This is a genomic window from Pseudomonas sp. P867, assembly GCF_019891455.1.
Classification (GTDB): domain Bacteria; phylum Pseudomonadota; class Gammaproteobacteria; order Pseudomonadales; family Pseudomonadaceae; genus Aquipseudomonas; species Aquipseudomonas synxantha_A.
Genome location: NZ_JAFLXB010000009.1, coordinates 120,293 through 145,753, shown reverse-complemented (window position 1 = coordinate 145,753; position 25,461 = coordinate 120,293). Strand labels below are relative to the sequence as shown.

18 protein-coding genes are annotated in these 25,461 nt (G+C 59.4%); 8 read left to right on the top strand and 10 right to left on the bottom strand.

The window, feature by feature from the left end; all coding sequences use genetic code 11:
• Positions 1-325: 325 nt before the first annotated feature.
• Positions 326-5,041 (bottom strand): DUF6543 domain-containing protein, encoded by a 4,716-nt coding sequence (locus J1G33_RS17760; protein WP_262416858.1) that lies wholly within the window; start codon positions 5,039-5,041, stop codon positions 326-328.
• Positions 5,042-5,140: 99 nt separating this feature from the next.
• Complete coding sequence (locus J1G33_RS17755) at positions 5,141-6,778, bottom strand: AMP-binding protein (protein ID WP_223018485.1); 1,638 nt, start codon at positions 6,776-6,778, stop codon at positions 5,141-5,143.
• Positions 6,779-6,929: 151 nt separating this feature from the next.
• On the opposite strand from J1G33_RS17755, the gene J1G33_RS17750 reads away from it, so the two are divergent.
• Genes J1G33_RS17750 through J1G33_RS17735 form a run of 4 tightly spaced genes read left to right on the top strand, consistent with a single transcriptional unit; the run spans position 6,930 to position 12,456 of the window.
• Positions 6,930-8,093 carry an isovaleryl-CoA dehydrogenase gene (locus J1G33_RS17750; protein ID WP_223018484.1) on the top strand — a complete coding sequence of 388 codons (1,164 nt, stop codon included), beginning with the start codon at positions 6,930-6,932 and terminating at the stop codon, positions 8,091-8,093.
• Positions 8,094-8,104: 11 nt separating this feature from the next.
• The gene (locus tag J1G33_RS17745) at positions 8,105-9,712 is read left to right on the top strand and encodes a carboxyl transferase domain-containing protein (RefSeq protein ID WP_005789214.1); all 1,608 of its coding nucleotides are present in this window, start codon (positions 8,105-8,107) and stop codon (positions 9,710-9,712) included.
• 15 nt (positions 9,713-9,727) lie between these two features.
• On the top strand, positions 9,728-10,534 hold the full coding sequence (locus tag J1G33_RS17740; protein ID WP_032880565.1) for a gamma-carboxygeranoyl-CoA hydratase: 807 nt from the start codon (positions 9,728-9,730) through the stop codon (positions 10,532-10,534).
• Entirely contained in the window at positions 10,531-12,456 is a 1,926-nt protein-coding gene (locus J1G33_RS17735; protein ID WP_223018483.1) for an acetyl/propionyl/methylcrotonyl-CoA carboxylase subunit alpha, read from the top strand. The genes J1G33_RS17740 and J1G33_RS17735 overlap by 4 nt, the downstream gene beginning before the upstream one ends.
• On the opposite strand, the gene J1G33_RS17730 is transcribed toward J1G33_RS17735, so the two are convergent.
• The gene (locus tag J1G33_RS17730) at positions 12,453-13,088 is read right to left on the bottom strand and encodes a S24 family peptidase (RefSeq protein WP_032880563.1); all 636 of its coding nucleotides are present in this window, start codon (positions 13,086-13,088) and stop codon (positions 12,453-12,455) included. The two genes, J1G33_RS17735 and J1G33_RS17730, sit on opposite strands and share 4 nt — an antisense overlap.
• Before the next feature lie 130 nt (positions 13,089-13,218).
• On the opposite strand from J1G33_RS17730, the gene J1G33_RS17725 reads away from it, so the two are divergent.
• Together J1G33_RS17725 and J1G33_RS17720 are read left to right on the top strand one after the other, a co-directional pair.
• Positions 13,219-13,569 carry a DUF3077 domain-containing protein gene (locus J1G33_RS17725; RefSeq protein WP_177464476.1) on the top strand — a complete coding sequence of 117 codons (351 nt, stop codon included), beginning with the start codon at positions 13,219-13,221 and terminating at the stop codon, positions 13,567-13,569.
• Positions 13,570-14,032: 463 nt separating this feature from the next.
• Positions 14,033-15,184: a M14-type cytosolic carboxypeptidase gene (locus J1G33_RS17720; RefSeq protein WP_005789223.1), complete on the top strand. Its 1,152-nt coding sequence runs from the start codon at positions 14,033-14,035 to the stop codon at positions 15,182-15,184.
• Positions 15,185-15,235: 51 nt separating this feature from the next.
• Here the strand turns inward: J1G33_RS17720 and J1G33_RS17715 are convergent, their stop codons facing one another.
• The 5 genes from J1G33_RS17715 to J1G33_RS17695 all read right to left on the bottom strand — a co-directional run bounded on the left by J1G33_RS17715 (position 15,236) and on the right by J1G33_RS17695 (position 20,666).
• Entirely contained in the window at positions 15,236-15,775 is a 540-nt protein-coding gene (locus tag J1G33_RS17715) for a cytochrome b (RefSeq protein WP_078821698.1), read from the bottom strand.
• Complete coding sequence (locus J1G33_RS17710; RefSeq protein WP_216091731.1) at positions 15,772-16,854, bottom strand: catalase family peroxidase; 1,083 nt, start codon at positions 16,852-16,854, stop codon at positions 15,772-15,774. Before J1G33_RS17710 ends, J1G33_RS17715 begins: the two co-directional genes overlap by 4 nt.
• Before the next feature lie 118 nt (positions 16,855-16,972).
• Positions 16,973-17,737 (bottom strand): enoyl-CoA hydratase-related protein, encoded by a 765-nt coding sequence (locus J1G33_RS17705; RefSeq protein ID WP_223018482.1) that lies wholly within the window; start codon positions 17,735-17,737, stop codon positions 16,973-16,975.
• A 42-nt stretch (positions 17,738-17,779) separates the two neighbouring features.
• Positions 17,780-19,066 (bottom strand): hypothetical protein, encoded by a 1,287-nt coding sequence (locus J1G33_RS17700; RefSeq protein WP_223018481.1) that lies wholly within the window; start codon positions 19,064-19,066, stop codon positions 17,780-17,782.
• Complete coding sequence (locus J1G33_RS17695; protein ID WP_223018480.1) at positions 19,059-20,666, bottom strand: amino acid adenylation domain-containing protein; 1,608 nt, start codon at positions 20,664-20,666, stop codon at positions 19,059-19,061. Before J1G33_RS17695 ends, J1G33_RS17700 begins: the two co-directional genes overlap by 8 nt.
• A 197-nt stretch (positions 20,667-20,863) precedes the next feature.
• Between J1G33_RS17695 and J1G33_RS17690 the strand changes: the two genes are divergently transcribed.
• Together J1G33_RS17690 and J1G33_RS17685 are read left to right on the top strand one after the other, a co-directional pair.
• Positions 20,864-21,370 carry a sigma-70 family RNA polymerase sigma factor gene (locus J1G33_RS17690; protein ID WP_032880556.1) on the top strand — a complete coding sequence of 169 codons (507 nt, stop codon included), beginning with the start codon at positions 20,864-20,866 and terminating at the stop codon, positions 21,368-21,370.
• Positions 21,367-22,104, top strand: coding sequence for an anti-sigma factor (locus J1G33_RS17685; RefSeq protein ID WP_032880555.1), 738 nt, complete (start codon positions 21,367-21,369; stop codon positions 22,102-22,104). The genes J1G33_RS17690 and J1G33_RS17685 overlap by 4 nt, the downstream gene beginning before the upstream one ends.
• Here the strand turns inward: J1G33_RS17685 and J1G33_RS17680 are convergent.
• Both J1G33_RS17680 and J1G33_RS17675 read right to left on the bottom strand, forming a co-directional pair.
• On the bottom strand, positions 22,101-23,057 hold the full coding sequence (locus J1G33_RS17680) for a spore coat U domain-containing protein (protein WP_223018517.1): 957 nt from the start codon (positions 23,055-23,057) through the stop codon (positions 22,101-22,103). The two genes, J1G33_RS17685 and J1G33_RS17680, sit on opposite strands and share 4 nt — an antisense overlap.
• Positions 23,058-23,098: 41 nt before the next feature.
• A complete protein-coding gene (locus J1G33_RS17675) occupies positions 23,099-25,447 on the bottom strand; it encodes a fimbria/pilus outer membrane usher protein (RefSeq protein ID WP_223018516.1) in 2,349 nt (782 codons plus the stop codon).
• Between the last annotated feature and the right edge of the window lie 14 nt (positions 25,448-25,461).

Genomic DNA, 25,461 nt, shown 5'->3' with positions numbered 1-25,461 from the left:
ACAACACGGCAGAGACGCAGCTAACAGATTTTTTTGGAGAAGATGTGCTTCGCAGGGTACGGCATGCCGCAACCCGCAACCGGATAGAGAAAAATAAAACTACCTCAGGTAGCTACCACTGGTTGGATCGTTTACGAAGAAGCAGGTCAGCGCTCAAAAAAATACGTTTGCTCTTGACCCCGGATGGGGGTCGCCAAAAATAGCGGTACGGGCCACGGCTACCAAAAACAACAACAGGCCGCCCCTCAATAATAAGAAAAGAGCACGCAACGACAAATTAAAGGGGACCTTCGGGTCCCCTTTGTGCTGCTTGCACTTATGTGACTTAGGCGGACGCCACCTTCTTCGTCGAAAATTGGTTAAGCACAGTAACCGTCAAAGCCCGCAGCGCAGCTGTTTCCTTGGCTTGTCGCTGCGCTCTCAGTTGTTTCATTTCCTGGTTATAGAAACCACTGGTCATTGCCCCATCGGCCAGAATTTGATCCCGGCTCTTACCCAGCAGGCTGGCAACTCTGTTAACCGCTGTCTCGTACTCTAGCTGCCAAGCCTTCTTTGCATCCTGCTCTACAAGGTCATCCTGTGTGTTCTGCAGATCTACCACCTTTTCCAACGCCTCTTGCTTCTCGGTTATTACCTCAAAATCGGCCATCGTCAGGGTGCTGAGGTCCTGTGGGTATTGGGCGCGAAGTTGGTTTCTCCAAAATTCCATGTCCACAAAAAAATGACTTTTTTCACTGATGTTTTTTTCGCCCTCAAGCACTTGTACATAGGCAGCATCAAGAGTCTCCGGGGCCACACCCGCGATAGGGCGATGGAGCATTTCAAGGGATTTGATCGGCAAATCCAGTCGCTGCGCCAAGCCGGAGCGATAAGCAAAGATGACTTCGGCCTGCTCGGTGAAGGCCGGCCCGCGCGACTCGACGTCACGCTCAGCGATGATATCTACCAACTTCAGGCGAAATAGTCGCTCTGCGGTGCCAATCAGGGTCGCCTCAACGTCATGCTCTCCGACCCTCTCAAGCGATTTTTCCACCAGCAGATCAGTTTCCATGTTCATGAACTCCAGCACACTCCCGTCACCACAGGTAACGCGATCATCAGCTGATTTAAACAATACATCGCGAGTGTGTTGGTTCTCATGGACGGCCCCAATCATGTCCCAAACGCGCTCCGCCAGTTGCGGCCGGGTAACCCCGGATTTGTACTCTGCACAACGGGTTGTGTCCGCCACCACGGTAAAAAATGCCGCCGCCTCAGGGCTGGAACTGAGCTGGTCCCACATTTCGCCGCGACCGGCCTGCATGGCTGGGGGGGAATCGTGCAGCCACAACCTGCGCGCCTCAGCCAGGGTGACGTGGTCATCGGTAAGGACTACTTGCGACACAGGATTTTCATGCACGTTGATTCGGTCCGGATTCTCAACGGCGTACTCGGGCAGCTGAGTAATCGCGTTTGTGTGCAGATCGATCCGGTTCAGGTTATGCAGGCGTTCGGCGCCTCTGGGGAACGTTGTCGTTCCGGTATTCGCCAGATTCAGCCTGTTCAAGTCACGCATGTTGCTCAGATCGGCGGCCCATCCCAACTGACGGTTATGGGAGAGGTTAAGTACGGTCAAACGCTGCATGCCTTCGAGATGCGCCTGGCTATGCCTCGTCAACCGAATGTCGTTACTGCTCATATCGAGCCAGGTCAAACCGGCTCCACCGTTGGCAAACTCCGGCAGCTGCGTGAAGTTGCTAGAGCTGATATCCAACCAGCGCAAACCGCCGAATGCGCGCAAGAAGGGCAAGGACGCATCCGAAAGGTACATTCTGGATAAATCCAAACAGTCCACATGGTCCATGTTCGCCGTAATCGCCGGTAACTCACCGGGTTGCTCATCAGCCAAGCGCAGGATGTACGCCATGTGCTCTTGCTCGGCGGCCATGGCCTGTTGCGGCGACCGACGCTGCCATGCATCTTTGATGGCAACGACGACCCGGCCACGGGTCCTGCGTTGCTGGCTATCACCGTCGGCCCGCCAGGCGTCCAAGTCTGTATTGAGTTGCTTGAACTCGTCTTTGAGCAAATCCATTTTTGCCATAAATTCAATATCGTTGACGCCCTCTAGCCCCAGTATCTGATCCACCTGCGCGATGGACATTGACGGATAAAGGTCTAACGCTGCCCTTTCACATGCATAAGGTCGACGACCCGCACCGCCTACCGGGCTCAATGGATAACCAAAGCGTCCATCGGCAAGGCGCATTGGCGGTTTGTAGCGTGGTTTGGCAGGCTGCATGCGCAGCAACGCACGCAGTTCATCGCGAGGCATCAGCGGCATTTGCTCCAGTGCCTGTTTCAGACTCGCGCCGCGATCAGAGGCCGTCAGGTTCATCGCCCTCCAATCCTCAGGCGAAACTGCTGACTGTACAGCCCCATAGATGTCCGCCTGATGGTTCAATACCGCGATTTTTTCGTCCTGTACCTCATAAAGGTTCTTGGGACCGAACTTGATGAAACGACGCTTGACCGCCGCATTCTCTGGCCCCACCGAATCCAGTAGGCGCTCTCCACCCGGCAGCCGTTCGACAACATCAATGCGCAGGTCTGATGGCCAACCAGGAAGTTTATCCAGACTGTGCAGCACCATGCGTTGCGTGTCGTCATTGGCCAGGGTTTTTCGGTATAACCCTTCATACGTTCGCGCCAAACGCACCTGCTGCTGATAATGACGGGCCTCTTCAGCCAAGTTCTGCGGCATACGTTGGCGCTCGGTGAGCGCTTGCATTTCGGAGGAGTTGGCACCGTTCAACAGTTCCTCGACAACCGCCGAGGGTAGAGAAGGGAATAAGCGTTTGATAAACCTTACTGTCGCGCTTTCTCCACCCTCGGCGGCGGCGTAGCGCTGGCTGAAAAGGTCAGATTGATACGCCGCTCTCTGTGAGGCCCTGACAGTGGAAACTTCCTCTGCCACGACATTATCCATTTCAAGTCGCTTCAAGGTATCGGTCAGTAGCGCGGGCAGTGCTGCCTGGTCTGTATGTATCTTACGTAGAGTGTCCACTTCCGTTGCAGTCATTTGCACTATGCGTTCGAGCTTAAGAGGCTCATTGGCAAAACGCTCTGCCATCGGGCCCAACCGCTGCATCAACTGCGGCCCGGTCAATGTCATCGGGTTCTCGTGCTCATGTGCCCACGCCCCGGCGCCCGTACGGCTTACCTTTGGGGTATAAGCCGCCGGGTTGTCCGGATGCAGGATTTTAAAGTCATTGCTGGCACCCATCCGCTCCACCAAGTAATGCGTGTTATTTTTTTCCCGCAGGTATAACCCCCCTTCATGTTCAAACAATCCGTCTTCATTGGCCGTGAGACCATCAGGCATTGTGACCTGGCGCTGATAAGGCGTCAGGTCAGGAGAATACAGACGGATATTGCCATCGGGGCAACGAACGTGGGCCAGGCTTTCAACAAATGCCGTCTTGACCAGCGGAAACAACTTGGCCCCCACCGCCGCCGTAGTTACATTAAAGGCAATGGCCGAAACGTGGGCCCATGCCGCTTTTGTATCCCCTTCGTCCCACGCCGCTATTCCCGATGCGACTTCCCATAACATTTGCGCTGCCCCAATTGCGAGCATCACGGGAGCCAGCTCGGGGAAAATAAAAACTGCAACATTCAATACATTCAAAGCCATGCTGCCCATTTTCACCAACCAGGCGTTACGTGCACGCTGATCCGCCGCATCATTGGAAACGGCCATCGCTTGCGCATTCCTCAGTATTAGATTGGCTTTTTGCCAAGCGTGTTCGCGCCACAACACCGAAAAACGCCCCCCATAAGAAGCGGTGACGCCCCTGAGATCCTTTTTGTCAGAATCATAATCTTCACGTTCAGAAAATTTACCGGAGGGATCAAGATGCCGCTTGACCTTTGTAAAAAATACACCTTGTTGCTCGTAGGGTATGAACTGACTAAAAAACCTTCGATAACTTACCAGGCACAATCGCTCAACCAAATCAAGTTTGAAGCTTGTCAAACTCGAGTATTCCTTCAACATACAAACAGGATCTCCTGGAATGAACACCACACAAGGCTCATTCATGAACACCAGGCTGCGATGAGCAACTTGCACATTGACATTACCTATAACAACAATTTGCGCCAGGGGCTGCCCAAGCAACTTAAGTCCCGAATAAGTGAGTGTTTTCTCTCGCCACTTTAATTCCTGATGGTTATCCGCTGTTTTCCGCATCACCTGGTAGGTGTCTTCTTGAATATCCCCGCACCCAAGCGCTACCTCGGCGGCGAACAGGAACTGATACCTGGCCGAATTCAACATGCGATTACGCATGGTCTTGGTGGCGGTGCCCGCTGCAAAGTTGGGTGTGTCTTCGGGACAGATAAACGACTCGACATGCCTCAAGTATTGCGTACCCAAATCCAATTCTCGGCACAGGCTGGCAAACAAATGAGGTTGTATCGAGACTCTACCGCCGAGCGTTTGTGTATGATTGAACGTATAAGAGGGCGATTGTCGATGAAAATCATACTGAGTGATAAGCCTGGCGTTCTGATCGGCCACCTCAAGGGTATCTTCTATCGCAAAGTTCTTTAATGCCGCCTCAAGCAGACTAACACCTTCGTAATAGCAATAACATGATGCCTCTCGCCCAAAGACTTTAGAGCGATCAGCCGGCATCAACTTTTCAGTGGCAAAAAATAGCTGCCTTACATTGTGACGCCCACCGAATTTTTCTTTCATGGCCGCCACTAAAAGTGGTTCGGCAAAATCCACAACCCCTTTAAGCCCATTAAAACTGTGATCCAGTCTATTCAGCGAATTAAAGCTGCGGATGTAAGCATCACTCAGCTTCAACTTTTTCCCCGACGACAAGTTTTTATACCATTCGGGCATCGCGAACTGCGTTTCAGAAAACTCCTTTTTGCGCTTAAGGTCGGCGGCGCCGTACCAGGACGGCAACCGGTCCTGTATCACCCGTGCATGAACGCTCTGCACCGCCGTTGATTGACTGCTGCCAGGTTGATCAAGCTCACTCATTTACCAAACTCCATTTGAAGGAACAAACGATCAATGTGCGATCGTTCGCGCTTCAAACGGTGGTATTCAGCTAGCCCGCGCTACAAAGCGCCCCACGGCTCATTCTCGGGCAGACGCCAACTCCTCAATGCTGATCTCGCGCATGCGAAATTTCTGGATCTTGCCCGTCACCGTCATCGGAAACTCGTCCACAAACTTGAAGTACCTGGGCGTCTTGAAGTGGGCGATGCGGTCCTTGCACCAGCTCGACAGTTCCAGCTCGTTGGCCACATGGCCGGGATGAAACTTGATCCAGGCGACGATTTCTTCACCGTAACGCTCATCCGGAATACCGATGATCTGCACATCGGCCACTGCCGGGTGGGTGAAGAAAAACTCTTCCAGCTCACGCGGGTACACGTTCTCGCCCCCGCGAATAATCATGTCCTTGTTACGCCCGGCAATGCAGACGTAGCCGTGCTCGTCCATGGTTGCCAGGTCGCCGGTGTGCATCCAGCCGGCCTCATCGATTGCCTCGCGGGTGCCGTCGGGGTTGTTCCAGTAACCGAGCATCACGCTGTAGCCGCGCGTACATAGTTCACCGATCACGCCGCGCACCACGGTGTTGCCGGCATCATCGACAATCTTGGTCTCCAGTTGCGGTTGGGTGCGGCCCACCGTGGTGACGCGCCGTTCTATATCGTCATCCGCCCCGGTTTGCAGCGACACGGGGCTGGTTTCGGTCATGCCGTAGGCAATTTGCACTTCGCGCATGTGCAGTTCGTTGATGACCCGACGCATGACTTCGATCGGGCATGTCGCCCCGGCCATGATACCGGTGCGCAGGCTGGCCAAGTCGAACCCGGCCCGGCCTGGGTGATCAAGCATGGCGATAAACATGGTCGGCACGCCATACAGGCCGGTGGCTCGTTCTTCGGCGACGGCAGTCAATGTCAGCAGCGGGTCGAAACCGTCATTGGGATAGATCATGGTGGTGCCGTGGGTGATGCAACCGAGGTTACCCATCACCATGCCGAAGCAGTGATACAGCGGCACCGGGATGACCAGGCGGTCCTGCGCGGTCAAGCCCAGGCTTTCGCCGACCATGTAACCGTTATTGAGGATATTGTGGTGACTGAGGGTGGCACCCTTGGGGAAACCGGTGGTGCCGGAGGTGTATTGGATATTCACGGGTTGGTCGAAGTGCAGGCTGGTCTGCCGGCTTTGCAGTTGCTCGGGGCTAACTCCGGCGCCCAGGGCCGACAGTTGCGACCAAGGCATGAATTCAGGCGGCGGGCTGGGATCGAGACTGATGAGGCCGCGCAGCTCCGGCTTCAATGCCTGGAGCATGGCGTGGTAATCGGAGCTCTTGAACGAACCGGCGCACACCAGCCATTGGCAGCCGGATTGCTTGAGCACGTAATCCAGCTCACTGCTGCGATAGGCCGGGTTGATATTGACGAGGATCACACCGAGCTTAGCGCTTGCCACTTGGCAGATCAGCCATTCGGCGCAATTGGGTGCCCAGATACCCAGGCGGTCACCGATCTGCATACCCAAGGCGAGGAACGCCCGTGCATGCAGATCAACCGTCTCGGCCAGTTGCCGCCAGGTGTAGCGCCGCTGCTGATGGCGAACCACCAAGGCTTCGCCACCGGGATACTGCGCGACGGTTTGATCGAATGCCTGGCCTATGGTCATGGCCAGCAAGCGCTTGTCCTGAGAGCCACGGCTGTAGCTCTGATTCGGTTGATCCATAACGACCCCTTGTTGTCTTTTTTGTAGGTTGACGTAAACGTAAACTACGATTGACAGCACCGCAACGCAAGCTTACGTTAACGTAAAGGTGAGCGCCCTCCTCCTGCGCCCAATCCACACAACAACAAAGCTGACATTAAGGTGCCTGCCCATGAGTTACCCGTCCCTGAACTTCGCCCTCGGCGAAACCATCGACATGCTGCGCGACCAGGTGCAGTCCTTTGTGGCCAAGGAAGTCGCACCGCGTGCGGCGCAGATCGACATCGATAACCTGTTCCCCGCCGACCTGTGGCGCAAGTTCGGGGACATGGGCCTGCTGGGCATCACCGTGCCGGAAGAATACGGCGGTGCCGGCCTGGGTTACCTGGCCCATGTAGTGAGCATAGAAGAAATCAGCCGCGGCTCGGCCTCGGTGGCGCTGTCGTACGGTGCGCACTCCAACCTGTGCGTCAACCAGATCAATCGCAACGGCAACCACGAACAGAAACTCAAGTACCTGCCCAAGCTGATCAGCGGCGAGCACATCGGCGCCCTGGCCATGAGCGAGCCGAATGCCGGCTCCGATGTGGTCTCGATGAAACTGCGCGCCGACAAACGCGGCGACCACTACGTACTCAACGGCAGCAAGACCTGGATCACCAACGGCCCCGACGCCAATACCTATGTGATCTACGCCAAGACCGACCTGGAAAAAGGCCCCCACGGCATCACAGCCTTCATCGTCGAGCGCGACTGGAAAGGCTTCAGTCGCAGCAACAAGTTCGACAAGCTGGGCATGCGCGGCTCCAATACCTGCGAGCTGTTTTTTGATGACGTGCAAGTACCGGAAGAAAACATCCTCGGCGTGCTCAATGGCGGCGTGAAAGTACTGATGAGCGGCCTGGATTACGAGCGCGTGGTGCTCTCCGGCGGCCCTACCGGGATCATGCAGGCGTGCATGGATTTGATCGTGCCCTACATCCACGACCGCAAGCAGTTCGGCCAGAGCATTGGCGAATTCCAGCTGATCCAGGGCAAGGTTGCCGACATGTACACCCAGCTCAACGCCAGCCGCGCCTACCTCTACGCCGTGGCCCAAGCCTGCGAGCGCGGCGAGACTACGCGCAAGGATGCCGCCGGTGTGATCCTGTACAGCGCCGAGCGCGCCACGCAGATGGCTCTGGATGCGATCCAGATCCTGGGCGGCAACGGCTATATCAACGAATTCCCCGCCGGGCGCCTGTTGCGTGACGCCAAGCTGTATGAAATCGGCGCTGGCACTAGTGAGATTCGGCGGATGTTGATCGGTCGCGAACTGTTCAACGAAACCCGCTGAAGGAGCGCGTCATGGCCACCCTGCATACCCAACTCAACCCGCGCTCGGCGGAATTTGCCGCCAATAGCGCGGCGATGCTTGCACAGGTCGACGCCCTGCATACCCTGCTTGCCCACGTGCAACAGGGTGGCGGTGCCAAGGCCCAGGAACGCCACACCTCGCGCGGCAAGCTGCTGCCCCGGGAGCGCATCAATCGCTTGCTCGACCCGGGTTCGCCGTTTCTTGAACTCAGCCAACTGGCGGCTCATCAGGTGTATGGCGAAGACGTACCGGCGGCTGGCGTGATTGCCGGAATCGGCCGTGTGGAAGGCGTGGAGTGCATGATCGTCGCCAACGATGCCACGGTCAAAGGCGGTTCCTACTACCCACTGACAGTGAAAAAGCACCTGCGCGCCCAAACCATCGCCGAGCAGAATCGTCTGCCGTGCATCTACCTGGTGGATTCCGGCGGCGCCAACCTGCCACGCCAGGACGAGGTATTCCCCGACCGCGAACACTTCGGGCGGATCTTCTTCAACCAGGCCAACATGAGCGCCCAGGGCATCCCGCAGATCGCCGTGGTGATGGGTTCATGTACCGCCGGCGGCGCCTATGTGCCGGCGATGGCCGATGAAGCAATCATGGTGCGCCAGCAAGCCACCATTTTCCTTGCGGGCCCGCCGCTGGTGAAGGCGGCCACCGGTGAGGTGGTCAGCGCCGAAGACCTCGGCGGCGCCGATGTGCACTGCAAGATCTCCGGCGTGGCCGACCACTACGCCGACAGCGACGAACACGCCCTGGCGCTGGCCCGGCGCAGCGTGGCCAACCTCAATTGGCGCAAACAAGGTGAGTTGCTGCAGCGCCCGCCCGTGGCACCGCTGTACAGCAGCGAAGAGCTGTACGGCGTGATTCCGGCGGATGCCAAGCAGCCGTTCGATGTGCGCGAAGTCATCGCGCGGTTGGTGGACGCTTCGGTGTTCGACGAGTTCAAGGCGTTGTTCGGGACAACGTTGGTCTGCGGCTTTGCGCACTTGCATGGCTACCCGATTGCGATCCTGGCCAACAACGGCATCCTGTTCGCCGAGGCCGCGCAGAAAGGCGCGCACTTTATCGAACTGGCTTGCCAGCGTGGGATCCCCCTGCTGTTCCTGCAAAACATCACAGGCTTTATGGTCGGCCAGAAATACGAAGCCGGCGGCATCGCCAAACATGGTGCCAAGCTGGTTACGGCGGTGGCGTGCGCCAGGGTGCCGAAGTTCACCGTGATCATCGGTGGCAGTTTTGGCGCCGGTAACTATGGGATGTGCGGCCGCGCCTATGACCCGCGCTTCTTGTGGATGTGGCCCAACGCACGCATTGGCGTGATGGGCGCCGAACAGGCCGCCGGGGTGCTGGTACAAGTCAAGCGCGAGCAGGCTGAGCGCGCAGGCAACGGTTTCAGTGCGCAGGAGGAAGCCGCCATCAAGCAGCCGATCCTCGACCAGTATGAAACCCAGGGCCACCCCTACTACTCCAGCGCGCGCTTGTGGGATGACGGTGTCATCGACCCGTTGCAGACCCGCGACGTGCTGGCCCTGGCCTTGTCCGCCGCACTGAACGCCCGCATCGAGCCGAGCCGCTTCGGCGTGTTCCGCATGTAAATGGAGCTGCACCCCATGAACGATTTCAACACCCTCGAACTGATCACCGACAGCCGTGGCTTTGCCACGCTGTGGCTCAGTCGTGAAGCCAAGAACAACGCGTTCAATGCCGAAATGATCCGCGAACTGATCATCGCCCTGGACCGGGTGCAAGCCGACCCGTCCCTGCGATTTCTGATACTGCGCGGGCGCGGCAAGCATTTCAGTGCCGGCGCCGACCTGGCCTGGATGCAGCAGTCGGCAGAGCTGGACTACCACACCAACCTGGACGACGCTCGCGAACTGGCGGAGCTGATGTACAACCTGTCCAAGCTGAAAATCCCCACACTGGCCGTGGTGCAAGGTGCGGCCTATGGTGGCGCGCTGGGGTTGATCAGTTGCTGCGACATGGCCATCGGCGCCGATGACGCGCAATTCTGCCTGTCGGAAGTGCGCATCGGCCTGGCGCCCGCAGTGATCAGCCCATTCGTGGTGCAGGCCATCGGCCAACGCGCGGCCCGCCGCTATGCTCTGACGGCTGAGCGATTTGGCGGCCAGCGGGCGCAGGAGATCGGCTTGCTGGCAGAGAGTTATCCGGCCGAGAGCCTGGATCACCAGGTGGACCAGTGGGTGGCCAACCTGCTGCAAAACAGTCCGGCGGCGATGCGCGCCAGTAAGGATTTACTGCGTGAAGTGGGCAACGGTGCCCTCACCCCGGCGCTGCGACGTTATTGCGAAAACGCCATTGCGCGCATTCGCGTAAGCGCCGAGGGCCAGGAAGGGTTGCGGGCCTTCCTGCAAAAACGTGCGCCGAGCTGGCAAGCCCAGGAGCCGCGCTCATGAGCACACTGACCACCGTACTGGTAGCCAACCGTGGCGAGATTGCCTGCCGGGTCATGCGCACCGCCAAGGCCATGGGGCTGACGACCGTGGCCGTGCACAGCGCCATCGACCGTGATGCGCGCCATAGCCGCGAGGCGGATATTCGTGTCGATCTGGGAGGCAGCAAAGCCACCGACAGTTACTTGCAAATCGACAAACTGATTGCCGCCGCCCACGCCAGTGGCGCCCAGGCGATTCACCCCGGCTACGGCTTCCTCTCGGAAAACGCTGGCTTTGCCCGGGCCATCGAGGCGGCAGGCTTGATCTTCCTCGGCCCGCCCGCTGCCGCCATCGACGCCATGGGCAGCAAATCGGCGGCCAAGGCATTGATGGAAACCGCCGGTGTGCCCCTGGTGCCGGGCTATCACGGCGAGGCCCAGGACCTGGAGACCTTCCGCGCCGCCTGTGAGCGTATTGGCTACCCGGTATTGCTTAAGGCTACGGCCGGTGGCGGCGGCAAGGGCATGAAGGTGGTCGAGGATGTCAGCCAATTGGCCGATGCCCTGGCCTCCGCCCAGCGCGAGGCGCTGTCGTCCTTCGGCAATGGGCAGATGCTGGTGGAGAAGTACCTGCTCAAGCCGCGCCATGTCGAGATTCAAGTGTTTGCCGACCAGCATGGCCATTGCCTGTACCTCAATGAGCGCGACTGCTCGATCCAGCGGCGCCATCAAAAGGTTGTCGAAGAAGCGCCGGCGCCAGGGCTCAGCGTTGAGCAACGCAAGGCCATGGGCGAAGCGGCCGTGCGGGCGGCCCAGGCCATCGGCTACGTTGGTGCCGGTACGGTGGAGTTTCTGCTGGATGCCCGTGGCGAGTTTTTCTTTATGGAGATGAACACGCGACTGCAGGTGGAGCATCCGGTCACCGAAGCGATTACCGGTCTGGACCTGGTGGCGTGGCAGATCCGGGTCGCCCAGGGCGAGGCGCTGCCGATCACACAGGAGCAGGTACCCTTGATCGGTCATGCGATTGAAGTGCGGCTGTATGCCGAAGATCCGGCCAACGAGTTCCTGCCGGCCACCGGTCACCTGGCGCTGTACCGCGAATCCAGCCCAGGCCCGGGCCGTCGGGCAGACAGCGGTGTCGAGCAAGGGGACAGCGTGTCGCCCTTCTACGACCCGATGCTCGGCAAACTGATTGCCTGGGGTGAAGACCGCGAACAGGCACGCCTGCGACTTTTAAGTATGCTCGATGAGTTCGCGGTGGGTGGGCTCAAGACCAACCTGGGTTTTCTGCGGCGCATCATCGGCCATCCCGCGTTCGCGGCGGCCGAATTGGACACCGGGTTTATCCCGCGTTATCAGGATGAACTGTTACCGGCGCCCGGTGCGTTGAGCGATGCATTCTGGCAGGCAGCAGGTTCGGCGTTTATGCAGAGCCTGCCGGTAGGTGATGGGCCTTGGGCCAATAACCAGGGCTTTCGTGCGGGCCTGCCCGCCGAAGTGTCGCTGCATCTGAGCTGCAACGGGCAGGATCGGCTGGTGACATTGGCCGGGCACACGTCGCAGTTGTGCGGCGAGCAGCTGCTGATCGAACACCAGGGTGTACGCCGTGCCCATCTGGCGGTCCGCAACGAAGGCAGCCTGTACCTGCGCTGGAATGGCGAGATGCATGCCGTCAGGCTGTTCGACCCGATTGCGGCGGTCGAGGCCGGCCAATCTCATCAGGGCGGTCTCAGCGCACCGATGAACGGCAGCATCGTTCGCGTGCTGGTAGAGGTAGGCCAAACCGTTGAGGCTGGCACACAGCTGGTGGTACTCGAAGCCATGAAGATGGAACACAGCATCCGTGCGCCCCATGCCGGGGTGGTCAAGGCGCTGTTCTGCCAGGAAGGTGAAATGGTTGCCGAAGGCAGCGCGCTGGTGGAGCTTGAAACCGCCGCCTAGAACTTCGCGGTGGCTTGCACCACGACGCCAAGGATGTGGCAGTCGTCGGTGAGCAGCGCCTTGGGGTACGTCGGATTGAGCGGCACCAGATAGCGCTGGCCGCTCTCTTCCTGCAATTGGCGAAAAGTGGCCTGGGAACTGCCAGACCATTGGGCGACAACCAGTTTGCCGGGTACAGGATCGATGGCCGGGTCCACCAGGATCATCGTCCCGGCACCGATGCTCATGCCCGTGGGCGCGGTCATGGCGTCGCCCATTACAGGCAGCCAGAACGCCTCGCCACGCGCGTGGTAATCGGTCAATTCGTAGCGGCCAGGCCCATAGAGTGCACGCTCTTCGCGCAGCTCGCACGCCTGCTGCCAGTCGCTGACCGGATAGCGAAAATACGGGTTGTAGTGCTGTTGCAACGCAGGCTCTTGCGCGGCCCGTTCGCGAATCTCCAGCGCCACCTCCAGGTAGCCCAGCCCGAGCTCGGCCAGCACCCGGTTCATGTCCGCAAGGCTCGGCACTCGGCGCTTGTTGAGCCAATGGCCGACGCCGCCCTGGGACATACCCAGGCGCTCTGCCAGTTGCTCCTGCGTGACCTTGCGGTCTTTCATGTTGGCTTTGACCAACGCTATCCAGTTATCCATGGCGCCTGACAATACGGTGCGTATTTTTCGGGGCAATAAACAGTTTGTAGTAATCCATAAAACGACATAAATACGATACGTACTATCATCAAGCCTAAGGATTTCGACACCCACCGGAGTACTGCCGCTTATGACGAATAGCCCGCTTTCATTGCCCGAAATACCCGAACAGGTTGAATTACAGAACATGTGCCACAGCGGCGCGGCCCAGCGCGCGCTGGACTATTACTTGAAAGAAGATATGTCGGCACCAGCCGTGGAGGGTGCCTTGTTCGCGATCAAGCCGGGCGTCAGCCAAGAGGAGGCTCTGGTTCACGCGTCTGACCTGCTGCGCAGTGCTGCGGCAACCGCCTACGAATCAGCGTGCAGCCATCAAGGCAATCAGCGCGACCTGGCGTTTTCCGTGGTGTATTTGATCGATATGGCGAAGGCGATGGTGGAGCGCTCGTTGCAAGCGCCGGGGGCCCAGGCAAACGCGTAACAGACACGAAAGAAAAATATTTCTATCCAAGGGATAAAAACATTTGACTTGCAAATGATAATGATTATTATTGGACCCAGCTGATCGCGAGATCAGTCGATAGACCAAGGGACCTTAGGTCGGACTCTTGGAATATCTCCTCATCAGGCTAATCACGGTTTTTGACCCGGCTCTTTGGCCGGGTCTTTTTTTTGCCAGTTTCCCTGGCATGGCTTCAGGCTAATGAAGACTGTGTGTTGCTCGATGGCGCGCATGGTAGCAAAAGACCATCGTCGAAAGAAAGCCACACGACAGCTCTAGCCCGGATCTTTGCGAAATAGCGCTTGAGAATCAATCTCATAGCCCCTAAGCTGCCGCAGCGTCAGGGATGACGCCCCCCCCCGTGCAACAATTTTGCATCCAGGTTTTACCTGACCTCTGTGTAATATAGCCGCCACATCACTCATATTCAGGCAACCAGACTATGACCGTGGCCTTGACCTCAATCAAGATCAGCACCGACTTCGACAGCGGCAATATCCAGGTCCTGGATGCCAGCGATGCCTATCAGTTGTTACTGGCAATCAAACCCGACACCCGCAGCAAACATTTTCAATGGTTCCACTTCAAGGCCGAAGGCATGCATGTGGGGCACACCCACACTTTTCGATTGAGCAACGCCGGTGGCTCATCCTATAAACACGCCTGGAGCGGCTACAATGCCGTGGCATCCTATGACCATATCAACTGGTTCCGGGTGCCAACGCGCTTTGATGGCGAGATCCTGCATATCACGCTCCAGACCCGCGAAAAGCACGTATGGTTCGCCTACTTCGAACCCTACAGCCGTGAACGTCACGACTGGCTGATCGAACAAGCCCTGAAGTACGCCGGCGTCAAGCTGCTGGCCACCGGCAAGAGTGTCGAGGGCCGCGATATACAACTGTTGCGCCGTGGCAAAGGGGCTGAAGGTCGCCGTAAGGTGTGGATCATTGCCCAACAGCACCCCGGCGAACACATGGCCGAATGGTTTATGGAGGGCGTGATTGAACGCCTGCAAAAGGACGGTGACGCGGAGTTGAAAAAACTCTTGAAAGTGGCCGACCTGTACCTGGTGCCCAACATGAACCCCGATGGCGCTTTTCACGGTCACCTGCGTACCAACGCCATGGGCCAGGATCTGAACCGCGCCTGGCAGAGCGCCAATCAGGAAACCAGCCCGGAAGTACTGTTTGTGCAGCAGCAAATGGAAAAGTACGGCGTGGACCTGTTCCTCGATATCCATGGCGACGAAGAAATCCCCTACATCTTCACCGCCGGCTGCGAAGGCAATCCAGGCTACACCCCACGCATCGAAGCCCTGGAAAAACACTTTCGCAACCACCTGAGCCATCTGACCCGGGACTTCCAAACCACCTACGGCTACACCCGCGACCTGCCGGGCGAAGCTAACATGACCCTGGCCTGCAACGCAGTCGGTGAGAAGTACGACTGCCTGTCCCTGACCCTGGAGATGCCCTTCAAGGACAACGACGATGCGCCCAACCCGCGTACCGGCTGGTCGGGCGATCGATCGAAACAGCTGGGCAAGGACGTATTGAGCAGCGTCGCCGATATCGTCGGGCTTTTGCGTTAACCCTTGTGGCAAGCTTTTTGTGGCGAGCGAGCTTGCTCGCCACAGAAGCGATCAATCCCGGGTGCCGGTCATGCTCTGCAATACCCCATCGCGGCGGATCAACCCGTGGAACAGCGCCGCCGCCAAGTGCACAAGCACTGTCAGGAACAACAGATAGGCAAGGTAGCCGTGAGCCTTACGCAACAGCGCAAACAACGGCGCATTCGCCCCTACCAGCGCTGGCAGTTGCACAGAACTGCTGAGCATCACCGGGTCACCGGCGGCCGAAATCATCGCCCAGCCCAGCAGCGGCAACACCAGCATCAACGCATACAGCAGCACATGGGAAGCCTTGGCCGCCAGCACTTGCCACATCGGCAAATCGGCTGGCAGCGGCGGTTGCCGGGTGGTAAAGCGCACGGCCAAACGCACGAGCACCAGGGCCAGGATCGCAATACCCAGCGGTTTGTGCAGGTGGATCAGCCATTCATGGCGTTCCGACACCGACGCCGCCAATCCCGCACCGATAAACAGCATGGCAATGATCATCAGCGCCATCAGCCAGTGCAACAGACGCGCCAGCGGTGCAAAAAAACGCGGTTGAGCATTCATGGCTTCGACTCCTGAGGGGTGCTGTGCAACGGGCTGACTTCACCCGCACGGCGCAGATACGAACTGGCATACGCGGCGGAGCGTGCGGCCAGCAACGGGTCGTTGGAGGCCTCGATACCGCTGGGCAAAATCAGCGGGTCAAAGTTGATATCACGGCAATCACCGTCTGCCTGCGGCTGGCTGCTTTGCAGTACCAGAGTGCCGGCGTTGAGCTGCGTATGCGGGCCGGTCCAGGTCTTGCTCGCGTCATCCAAGGGGTCGCCGGGGTTGGCCAGGGTCATGTTCAACTGCCAACGCAAAGGCCCGGCGGCCAGGCGCTGCACCAAATCCTGTTCCAGGAAGTCACTGCCCGACGGCGCAGCATCACCCGCCGCGTCCTGGCTTTGCGGCACCACGCTCCACCGCACGGCCTGACGCTTGCCACCTTCGCCCACCAGGTAAAACGCATTGATGCCGTTGTAGGTTTGCGTCGCATAACTGGCCGATGGCTTGGCAGTCTTGACCCAGGCCAGGAACGGCGCCGTCTCCGGGTGTGCGGCAAAAAACGCCGGCATGTTCGCAGGGTTCGGCTTGCCGGTGGCCGGGTCTGGCGCACCCGCCTTGAGCAGCTGGTAGAACGCCTCGGGCGTGCCCACCGGAAACACCGGCATACTGTTCATTCCCGTTCGCCACTGTTGGCCGTTTGCCTGGCTGAATTGCACGGCAAAACTGCGAATCGGCACACTGCTGTCCGGTGCATAGGGATTGCCGCTGGGCAAGGCAAACCGGCCAATCACCGGGGTCTTGGCCTCGCTGAACACCTGGGCGCTGGAGTAAGCACGCGCCTCTGTGCTCGCCTCGAAGTAACCCGCCACACACACACCTTTGGCATGATTGCGGCGAAAGCCCGGGTGTACGCCGTTATTGGTTTCCAGGGCATTGACCAAGGTCTTTGGCCGCAGACGCTGTGGGTCGAGGGTGCCGTTGACGTAGGCAAATGCAACCACCAACACTGCCACCACGCCCCCTATACACGCCAGCCTTACGAGCAGACTTGTAGTACCAAGAGGCGGACGCGGCGGTAAAGAGTGATCAACCATAGAAGCTCCAGGGCCCGAGGCCGCAGGGGGAAAGTGTTATGAGACGAATCCCACGTAGGCTTATTCCCCCTTCACTGTAGTTTCTTTGTAGTCAACACGTGGCCAGATCGAGTGCCGGCTAGGGCTGATTAAACAAGGCCTGCCGCTTGTGAAGAAATGCCTGCATTCCTTCTTGCTGATCAGGCGTGGCAAACAGTCCATGAAACAACCTTCGCTCTTGACGCACACCTTCGTGCAACCCGACCTCCAGAGAATGCTCCACCGCCTGCCGCGCTGCACGGATGGCCGTTCGCGAGAAGGAGGCAATTTGTGCCGCCACCGCCATCACCTCGTCCAGCAAGTTCGCAGCCGGGTAAACCCGCGACACCAACCCCGCCTGCTCTGCTTCCGTGGCGGTCATTGACCGGCCAGTCAACACCAGGTCCATGGTCTTGGCCTTGCCGATCAGCCCGGTCAACCGCTGGGTCGCGCCCATGCCCGGGATGACGCCTAGCTTAATTTCCGGCTGTGCAAAGGTGGCGGTATCAGCAGCGAAAATCATGTCGCACATCATCGCCAGCTCACAGCCTCCGCCAAACGCATAGCCCGCCACTGCGGCAATCGTCGGGGTGCGCAAACGGGTGAAGCCCTCCCAACCGACGAAGTAGTCTTCGTTGAGCACGTCCAGATAGGACTTGCCGCTCATCTCTTTGATATCGGCCCCTGCCGCGAAGAACTCTGCGGTGCCGGTAATGACAAAACACCCAATCCGAGGGTCTCGATCCATTGCTTCCAGATGACTGATCAACTCAGTCATCAGCGCCGAACTCAGCGCATTCTTGACTTCAGGACGGTTGAGCTTGACCAGGACCACTCGATCATGACGTTCCACAAACACGTTCATAGGCATCTCCACTGATTGATGTTGTTCACACTTGGGGCTGTCTCAGGAATCCCAGATCGCGCCATGGGCGGGTATTCCCCGAGCTTCCAACTCTTGCACCAGACGCTGGGTCACCGTTTGGTTGGCAATACAGATCACGGCTTCTGCACCAAAGGCTTGCACTGCACCGTAAGCCAACTTCACTAGGTCTGGCTTGCCGCGCTCATCGGTGTCCCAGATCAATGCGCAAGGCTGGGCGCGCAGAATTTCCTCCACCAGTTCATCGCCATAGGTCGTCCTCGGGCTACGGGCAGACCAGATCAACTGAATCGGTACCTGAGCCGCCAGCAGATGCGGCATGACAGGCCCTATGCCGCTGCCAGTGGCGATGTACACCACCGACTTGAACAGGGTTTCTACATTGGCAACACCCGCTGTGGTGATGCCCTTAACCCACACATGTCGCGGCAAGTCCTCGATAAATCGCCCGGTCCAATCCCCTGCGCGGGAAATTATCAGGCGGAAACCCGCCTCGTGTGGCGTGGGAATATTGGCAAAGGAATGCCACTCCAGCAGTGGGTTGCGGCTGATCGCGGTGGATGAACCGGCGAACGGTGTGGTGTGGCTCAAACGCGTAATCACCGCATGCCCGGAAGGCCGTGCGTGTTCAACAGCCACCTTGCGCAGCCGCAGCCAGGGCAGCAGGACGCTCAGGGTCAGCACTGCCAGCATCCAAAACGTAACGCTGTGCAGCAGGCTCGACGTGGTCAGTAACGTTTGCCACCAGAACAACAGCAACGCACTCCAACCGCCAAACCGATGAACGCGTTCAAACCCATTGTGGAACCGGCCTCGAATACGTGGTTGAGCCATGACCACTATGAGCAGCAATAAGCCGAGCAGCATAACGCTGACCCATAACCCGGTCACCGAAACACTGTCAGGTTGTTGCAGGTAACGCGTAACCTGCACGCCAACCAGGGCGGCAAACCACCCAGTGGCCGCAAAGGCTGCGCCACTGTGCAGCCCACCGAAGTGGTACACCTTGGCTGCGCTACGCCGCACCTGTAAGGGCCATGTAGACGGTACTCGCGTTGCCAGCCAGAACAGCCCATTGATCACGTATTGCTGGCGAACGAGAATGGCAACCGACAGGTTGATCAGCACCATGTCCGACAGCGTCTGAACCGGGATGGCGTGCAGGTCCACAGCCAACAGCAAAAACACCAGGTTGCCCATCAGCGCGGCGGCTGCCAGGCGGTTGTAACAGGAAAACATCGGCAGTGACGTCCAGCGACGCCAAAGCGCCGGCTTGGGCGGTACAACGGTACGGATCAGCGTATCAATCATGGCCGGGCTCCCCGGTCGCGAACGCCAGCACCGCCAACTGATTCTCCCGGGCCGTTTGCAGTAACAATGCCTTATCGATCTTGCCCCTCGCTGTCAGTGGAAAATGCTCCACTGCGTAGATGGACTGAGGCACGCAGTAATAGGCCAGGCGCTGTTGGCACGCGGTTTGGCAAGCCTCGATGTCAGTGCTGGCAGGCGAAACAAAGGCCACCAACGTGCGGCTGTCCAGCTTCAAAGTGACGGCGCGCATGCATCCAGCGCCGGCCTCCAGAGCCGCCGACACCGCATCCAGCTCCACACGAAAGCCGCGGACTTTCACTTGGTCATCCACGCGCCCTAAGTGTTCGAGCTGGCCGTCTCCCACCCAGCGCCCCAAATCTCGTGTGCGGAACATCATGGCGTCGCCACCGAGAAAGGGATCCGGACGGTATCGCTGCTGGGTCAATGCCGTATTGTTCAGGTAGCCTGCTGTCACACCCGCGCCACCGGCCCACATCTCTCCCGTTTCACCCAAGGCACAGGCACGCCCCTGCTCATCGAGCACATAGACAGTGTTATTGGGTGTTGGCCGGCCAATAGTCAGTAGCGTGCCTGGTACATGCCGGTGCAGCGTGTTGACGATGGTCGTCTCGGTAGGACCGCAGCCGTTGTAGAACGTACAGTGCTCGGCCCACCGATCCGCCAGAGCCTGGGAGCAGGCTTCTCCAGCCACCGCAACGACGTTGAGGTGGGGACACTGTCGAGGCTCAAGGGTGGCCAGTATCGAAGGCGTTGCGATCAACACATTGCACTGTGCGGCCGTCTGTGCGATGTCTTTGCCGCGAATCAGCAAGGTCGCACCATGAGCCAGGCAACCGAGTATTTCCCAAGCCGCCATGTCAAAGCCGATATTGAGAATCTGCCCTACGGTACGACCCGGTGCCATCCCCATCCGCCCAGGTTCAGTGAGCAGAATGTTGCATACGTTACGGTGGCTGACACACACGCCGTTAGGGCGCCCTGTGGTTCCAGATGTAAACAGTACAAAGCACAGATCATCCGGGCCAGCACCGACACGCACGCAATCATTGTCTTCAGCCAGCCATGGCGTTTGAGCAATGAACGTATCCAAATTGAGGCAGCGGTGGGACGCGTCTGCCGGAATGCGCTCCACCAGGCTCGATAAGGTCAGAATCACCGGGCTGGTCAATGATTCGAGGACCATGCCCAATTGCAGGGTGGGTACGATTCTGGCGTCCTGAGGGACATACGCGGCGCCAATCTTTAACACCGCCAGGAGCCCGACCAGCATGGGAATCGAGCGTTCGACGAACAATCCCACCGTGTCCCCACGCTTAACACCCTGCCCAAGCAGATGCTCAGCCAATCGATTGGCTTGTCGGTTGAGTTGTTCATAGCTGATACGTTGGCCCGCGCATACCGCAGCGGTCGCCTGGGGTGCCAGCCTCGCTTGCGCTTCGAAGGCGTGGTGCACGTTGGCGTAGGTGGCTCGGGTTGAGAGACTACAACCCCATTGCTCAAATAAAACCCGCTGCGCGGCAGGCAAATGAGCCAGCGAGATGCAGGAAGAAAACTGTTTATCACTCGGCAAACACGTCATAAGCACCCTCTCACTATTCAACTGCCGGCTGAATGCCGACAGATGCAAGGGTGGATAGAGGGCTGCGCACGAGATTACAGACTCTCAAGGTATACAGACGCTTCCCACGTATTAGCCGGGAAGTTTCTTTGCGCGAAGCGTGGAATAACCTACAGGGACCAACGTCTATTTCAACACACGTGAGTAGACTCATCCCCATGCATGAACTCGACGAACAGTTACACGAACTCATCCCCAGGTTGCGGCGTTTTGCCGTGTCGCTGACGCGCAACAGCAGCAGCGCCGATGACCTGGTGCAGGCGACCCTGGAGCGGGCGATCATCGCCTGGGCTGATAAGCGTGTCGAAGGCGACCTGCGCGCCTGGCTGTTCGCGATCCTCTATCGGCAGTTCCTCGACGCCCATCGCCGCAGCCGACGCTATGCACGTATGCTCGAATTCTTCACCGGGCGCGATGATGCGCAACCGTCGGTGGAGCGCACAGTGATGGCCCAATCCACCCTGCAAGCCTTCGACCAACTCAGCACCGAACAACGCGCCCTTTTGCTGTGGGTGTCCGTGGAGGGTTTGAGCTACAAGGAAGTCGCCGAGATCCTTCAGGTACCCATCGGCACCGTGATGTCGCGCCTGTCCCGTGCGCGCCAAGCGTTGCGTCAGCTCAGCGATGGCGAAATTACCGGCCCTGCCCTGCGGAGACTCAAATGATCAGCCTGCCCCCCAGCGAACGCGATTTGCATGCCTACGTCGATCACCAACTGCCGGACAGTGACCGCCGCGTGCTTGAAACCTGGCTGGCCAACCACCCCGAAGCGGCCGCCCAGGTCCACGCCTGGCAACAGGACGCGCAATTATTGCGGGCATCCTTGAGCGGCACCCTGCAACAGCCGAGTAATCCGGCACTGGACCCGGCGTTGATCCGTCAGCGTATCAAGCGTCAGTCCCGCCGCCACTTCGCCAGCGCGGCGGTGTTGCTGATTGCCGTGAGCCTTGGCGGGCTTGGCGGCTGGCACGCCCGCGAAGCCACCCAACCACAGCCGCTGCCGATGACCGATGCCATGCAGGCTTACCGTCTGTTTGCCCAGGACGGCGTCATGCCCGCCGACTACAACGACGACGGCAGCGGCACTATGCAAGCCTGGCTCGACCGCTATTTCGATCAAGCCCATCGCCTGCCCGACCTGAGCCAGGCAGGCTTCAAACCGGTCAGCGGGCGCCTGCTCACTACCGATCAGGGTGCAGCCGCCATGGTGCTGTACCAAGACCCCCAAGGCCGACGCATCAGCTTTTATATCCGCCCGCCGGGACCGAACAACGGCTTCCTGCCTCGTGGCAGCCGCAGCGCCGATGGTTTGCAGGCCGAGTACTGGTCGGGCGGCGGCTATAACTACGCAATGGTCAGCCCGGCAGACCAGCCCACCCCGGCGCTGATGAAGTTCTAGAAACCCACGTCCAGCACCACGTTGTCCAGGTAGGTGCCGCCGGGTGGTGTGGGCTGGTCGGTGTAGATGCGAGCGTTGTAGTTAAATACCTGGCTGCCTATGCCCAACCCATTGCCGGGGTTGACCTCCGCTGTGGAACTGGCCCGCCGCGCCGCGCCGACGCTGCCCCAACGTGTGGTGCCGGCGCTTTTGAAGAGGTCATAGGCCAGGTAGTTGCTGCCGGAAACCATGCGTCGGCGCCCGCCGACACTGATCGGGTTCTGGCCGTCGCTCAAGCCCACGGTGTAGGCACTGCCCTTGGTGCAGGCGATATTGATGGTCTGGCCGGTCACTGCGGTAAACCCACTGACCACCGGCGCGCTGCCAAAGCTGATATCCGGCGCGGTGATCTGGCAGTCATTGGTTACGGTCATGCTGACGGTCAGGCTTGCCGTGCCGCTGCCCGTGTCACGCCCCAGGCAAATGCCGCCAACGCCGATTCCCGAGCAATAATTCCACACCCAGGCGATGTTCAATGTCTCGGTGTACAGCCCCGCTGCGATATTGCTGCCGGTAATGCTGCTCAGGTACAACGGCACGGTTTTCGCCCCGGGCCCGGCGATCAGGCCAATGCTCTGGGCAATGCCGCCCGCGCCCCCAAAATCGAATTGAGTGCCGCGGGTGATGGGATAACTGGTGCTGTTGTTGCCATAAATCGTGTAGCCAATCACATCACCGGTCGGCCCGACCATGCCGGCGGTGGACGAGGTGATCGTGGCGTAGAAGTGGTCGGTGGACACCAGCAGCGAAATCAACGCCTGGGTGCAACTCAATCCGGAGTTGGTGGTAGAGCTGGTTTGCGCGGCAGTGCGCACCGTCATCGAGCTGATCGAACCGAAACTGGCCGGCACCGTGGAAACCACCGAACACACCGCCATAACCTGCCCGGAAAATAACAGCCCTGCCCCATACATCCATGCCTTGCCCCTCACCCGCAGTCTCCTTGCTCAAGCACTCACTGGCACACCAACGGCCCGATCAGGGGCACGTCCTGTTGCTGCTCATCGATAGCGAATGTCGCCTGGCAGGTGCGCCCCTCACTGAGGGTGACCTGCAAAGTATTGTGGGCGCTGAGGTTTTCCAGATAGACCAGCCCATCCCACCCCACCACCGCCTGGGTGTTGCTTTGCTCGTGCACCACCAGGCTGCCCAGCGGTAGCTCCTGATGCTGGCGATCCACCAGGGTGATACTGGCGGCGAGCACCCGGCGCAGCGGGAACTCCAACAGATAGCCGCTGCCCCGGCGTACCGACACGCGCTGCTCCACATTGGGGCTCTGCACGTTCGCCGGCAGGTTCAACGGGTCAATTTCATATTTGCCGCGGTAATACGCGCTGCTCCATGGCACCAGCAAATGACCGTTGCGGTCGGTCTGGCCCACCAGCTGGTTTTCGTAGCGCACTGGAATCCCGGCGAACCCCTGGGTACTCACCACCACAAACGCGTCATTGATACGGTTGGCAGCAAAGGTTTCGCCGCCCATCCACACCAGCGAGCCGCTGGCATCCGCCCAGCGCGTTTGGGCGTCACTGCTGCCGTACACGCCGGCCTGCAACTGCACTGACTGCAAGCGCCAGGTCAGGTCGGCCTGCCGATAGCTTGGCGCATCGCCCTGGGCATAGCCGAGGTTGTAGCCCACGCCGCCTTCGCTGGGCACCGCGCGGCTGTAGTTGATGCGCTGGCGACTGGTGCCGTCCTTGCTGCGCTCGGTGCTCAAGGCCAGGCTGCCGTTGAGGTCGAACGGGATCACCAGTTGCGCCTGCATGGCCCAGTTGCTGTCGCCGATTTCGCGGTTGGCCGACAGGTAGAAGCTGGTGTTGCGCCACAGCGGTTTGCTCCAGCTGAGGTTGAGCAGGCGCGTGCGCGAATCGTCTGCCGCCTGCACGTCGAAATACCCCAGGCCCAGGCTGCCGAAACGTTGAAGGTTGAGGCTCAGCGTCACCTGCTCGCTGCGCTTGCTGAGGCTGGCGTAAGGGGTGTCGACCAGGGTCAGGTCGGCGTAGTCATCGCGCCGTTCAACGCGCTGGTACATCAGGCTGTAGCGCGTGCTGTTGTACTGGTAGCCAAGGCTGAGTTGCTGGCCGCTGCGGCTGTCGAACTGGCTCTGGCTGAGGGCGGTATTGAGCACGCCGAAGTTGCCCAGGCGCAGGTTGGCGCCAAGCCCGCCGAGGGTCAGGTCGCTGGATGCTTCGGCATGGCTTTCCAGGGTCAGGCTGTCGCAATAGCCATAGCGAAAGGTGCCACTGGTTATGCCCGGCCCGTAACCGAAATCGCGCAGGGTGTAGTCACGGCGCAAGGTACCGGCAGCCACGGAAAAATCCGTCAAGCCTTGTTGCAGCAAGGTGCTGGTGACGTAGAACGGCACCGTGGTCGACACCTGGCGCCCGAGGGCGTCGGTGGTCACCACGACAGCCTCCCCGGCGCCGTTGATAAATGGCACGTTGGTTAGGGTATAAGGCCCGGGTTTCAGCTGCGCGGTGTCGGATTTATAGCCGTTGATAAACAGGTCCACCGACGAGGGCACCGCCGCCTCACCGGCGAACTGCGGCAAAGGGTAAGTGACCAGGTCCGGGCGCACGGCAAAGTCCCGGGACACTTGCACCCCGCCCAGACGCACCGAGCTGCTCCAGGGCAGCGAGCCGCTGATCACGTCGCCCGCCTCGTAGGTGAGCAGGCGCTCATCATCGGAAAATCGCCAGGTGGTGTCGTAGCGCCGGTAACCGTTGCCGAGGGTACTGTCGGTGATGCCATCAGCCAGGGTCTGGCGCACCTGCCCGGTGTTGGACAAGGTGCCCCAGGTGTCGAACAGCCGCACTTCGTTCCAGGCGGCGAGGTAGCTGCCGCCGTCATCGGTGTCGTTGAAATACACGTCATAGTTGAGCAAGGCGCCGAAGCTGCTCATGGCCTGGGTGCGCGGATAGGTATTGCGATTGCCGATAAACTGCGCCTGCAACCAGGATGGCGGTACATCCAGCAACAGGCGCTGGCCATTGCTGTCGTAGTCGCTGTGCAGCCCAGGCACCTGGTCCAGGGCCACGCTGCCGACAGGCTCGCCGGGCAATTTCATACCCACGTCCTGCAACGCGCTGGCGGGCACAAACAGCTGGCCGGCGCGCTGGTCGACCGCAATGACGCGGCCGGTGTCCATCTGGTTGACCACCAGTTCCAGAAACAGCTGTGCATCGGCGACTGCCTCCAAGCTGCCCGGCGGCGGCGGCAAGTCGCCTGCCATCGCAGCGCCCCACAACCCGCTTGCCACTGCCACCGATGGCCATAAACCCCGAGCCCAACCACGACTCACCATGGCGTTGTGTCCTT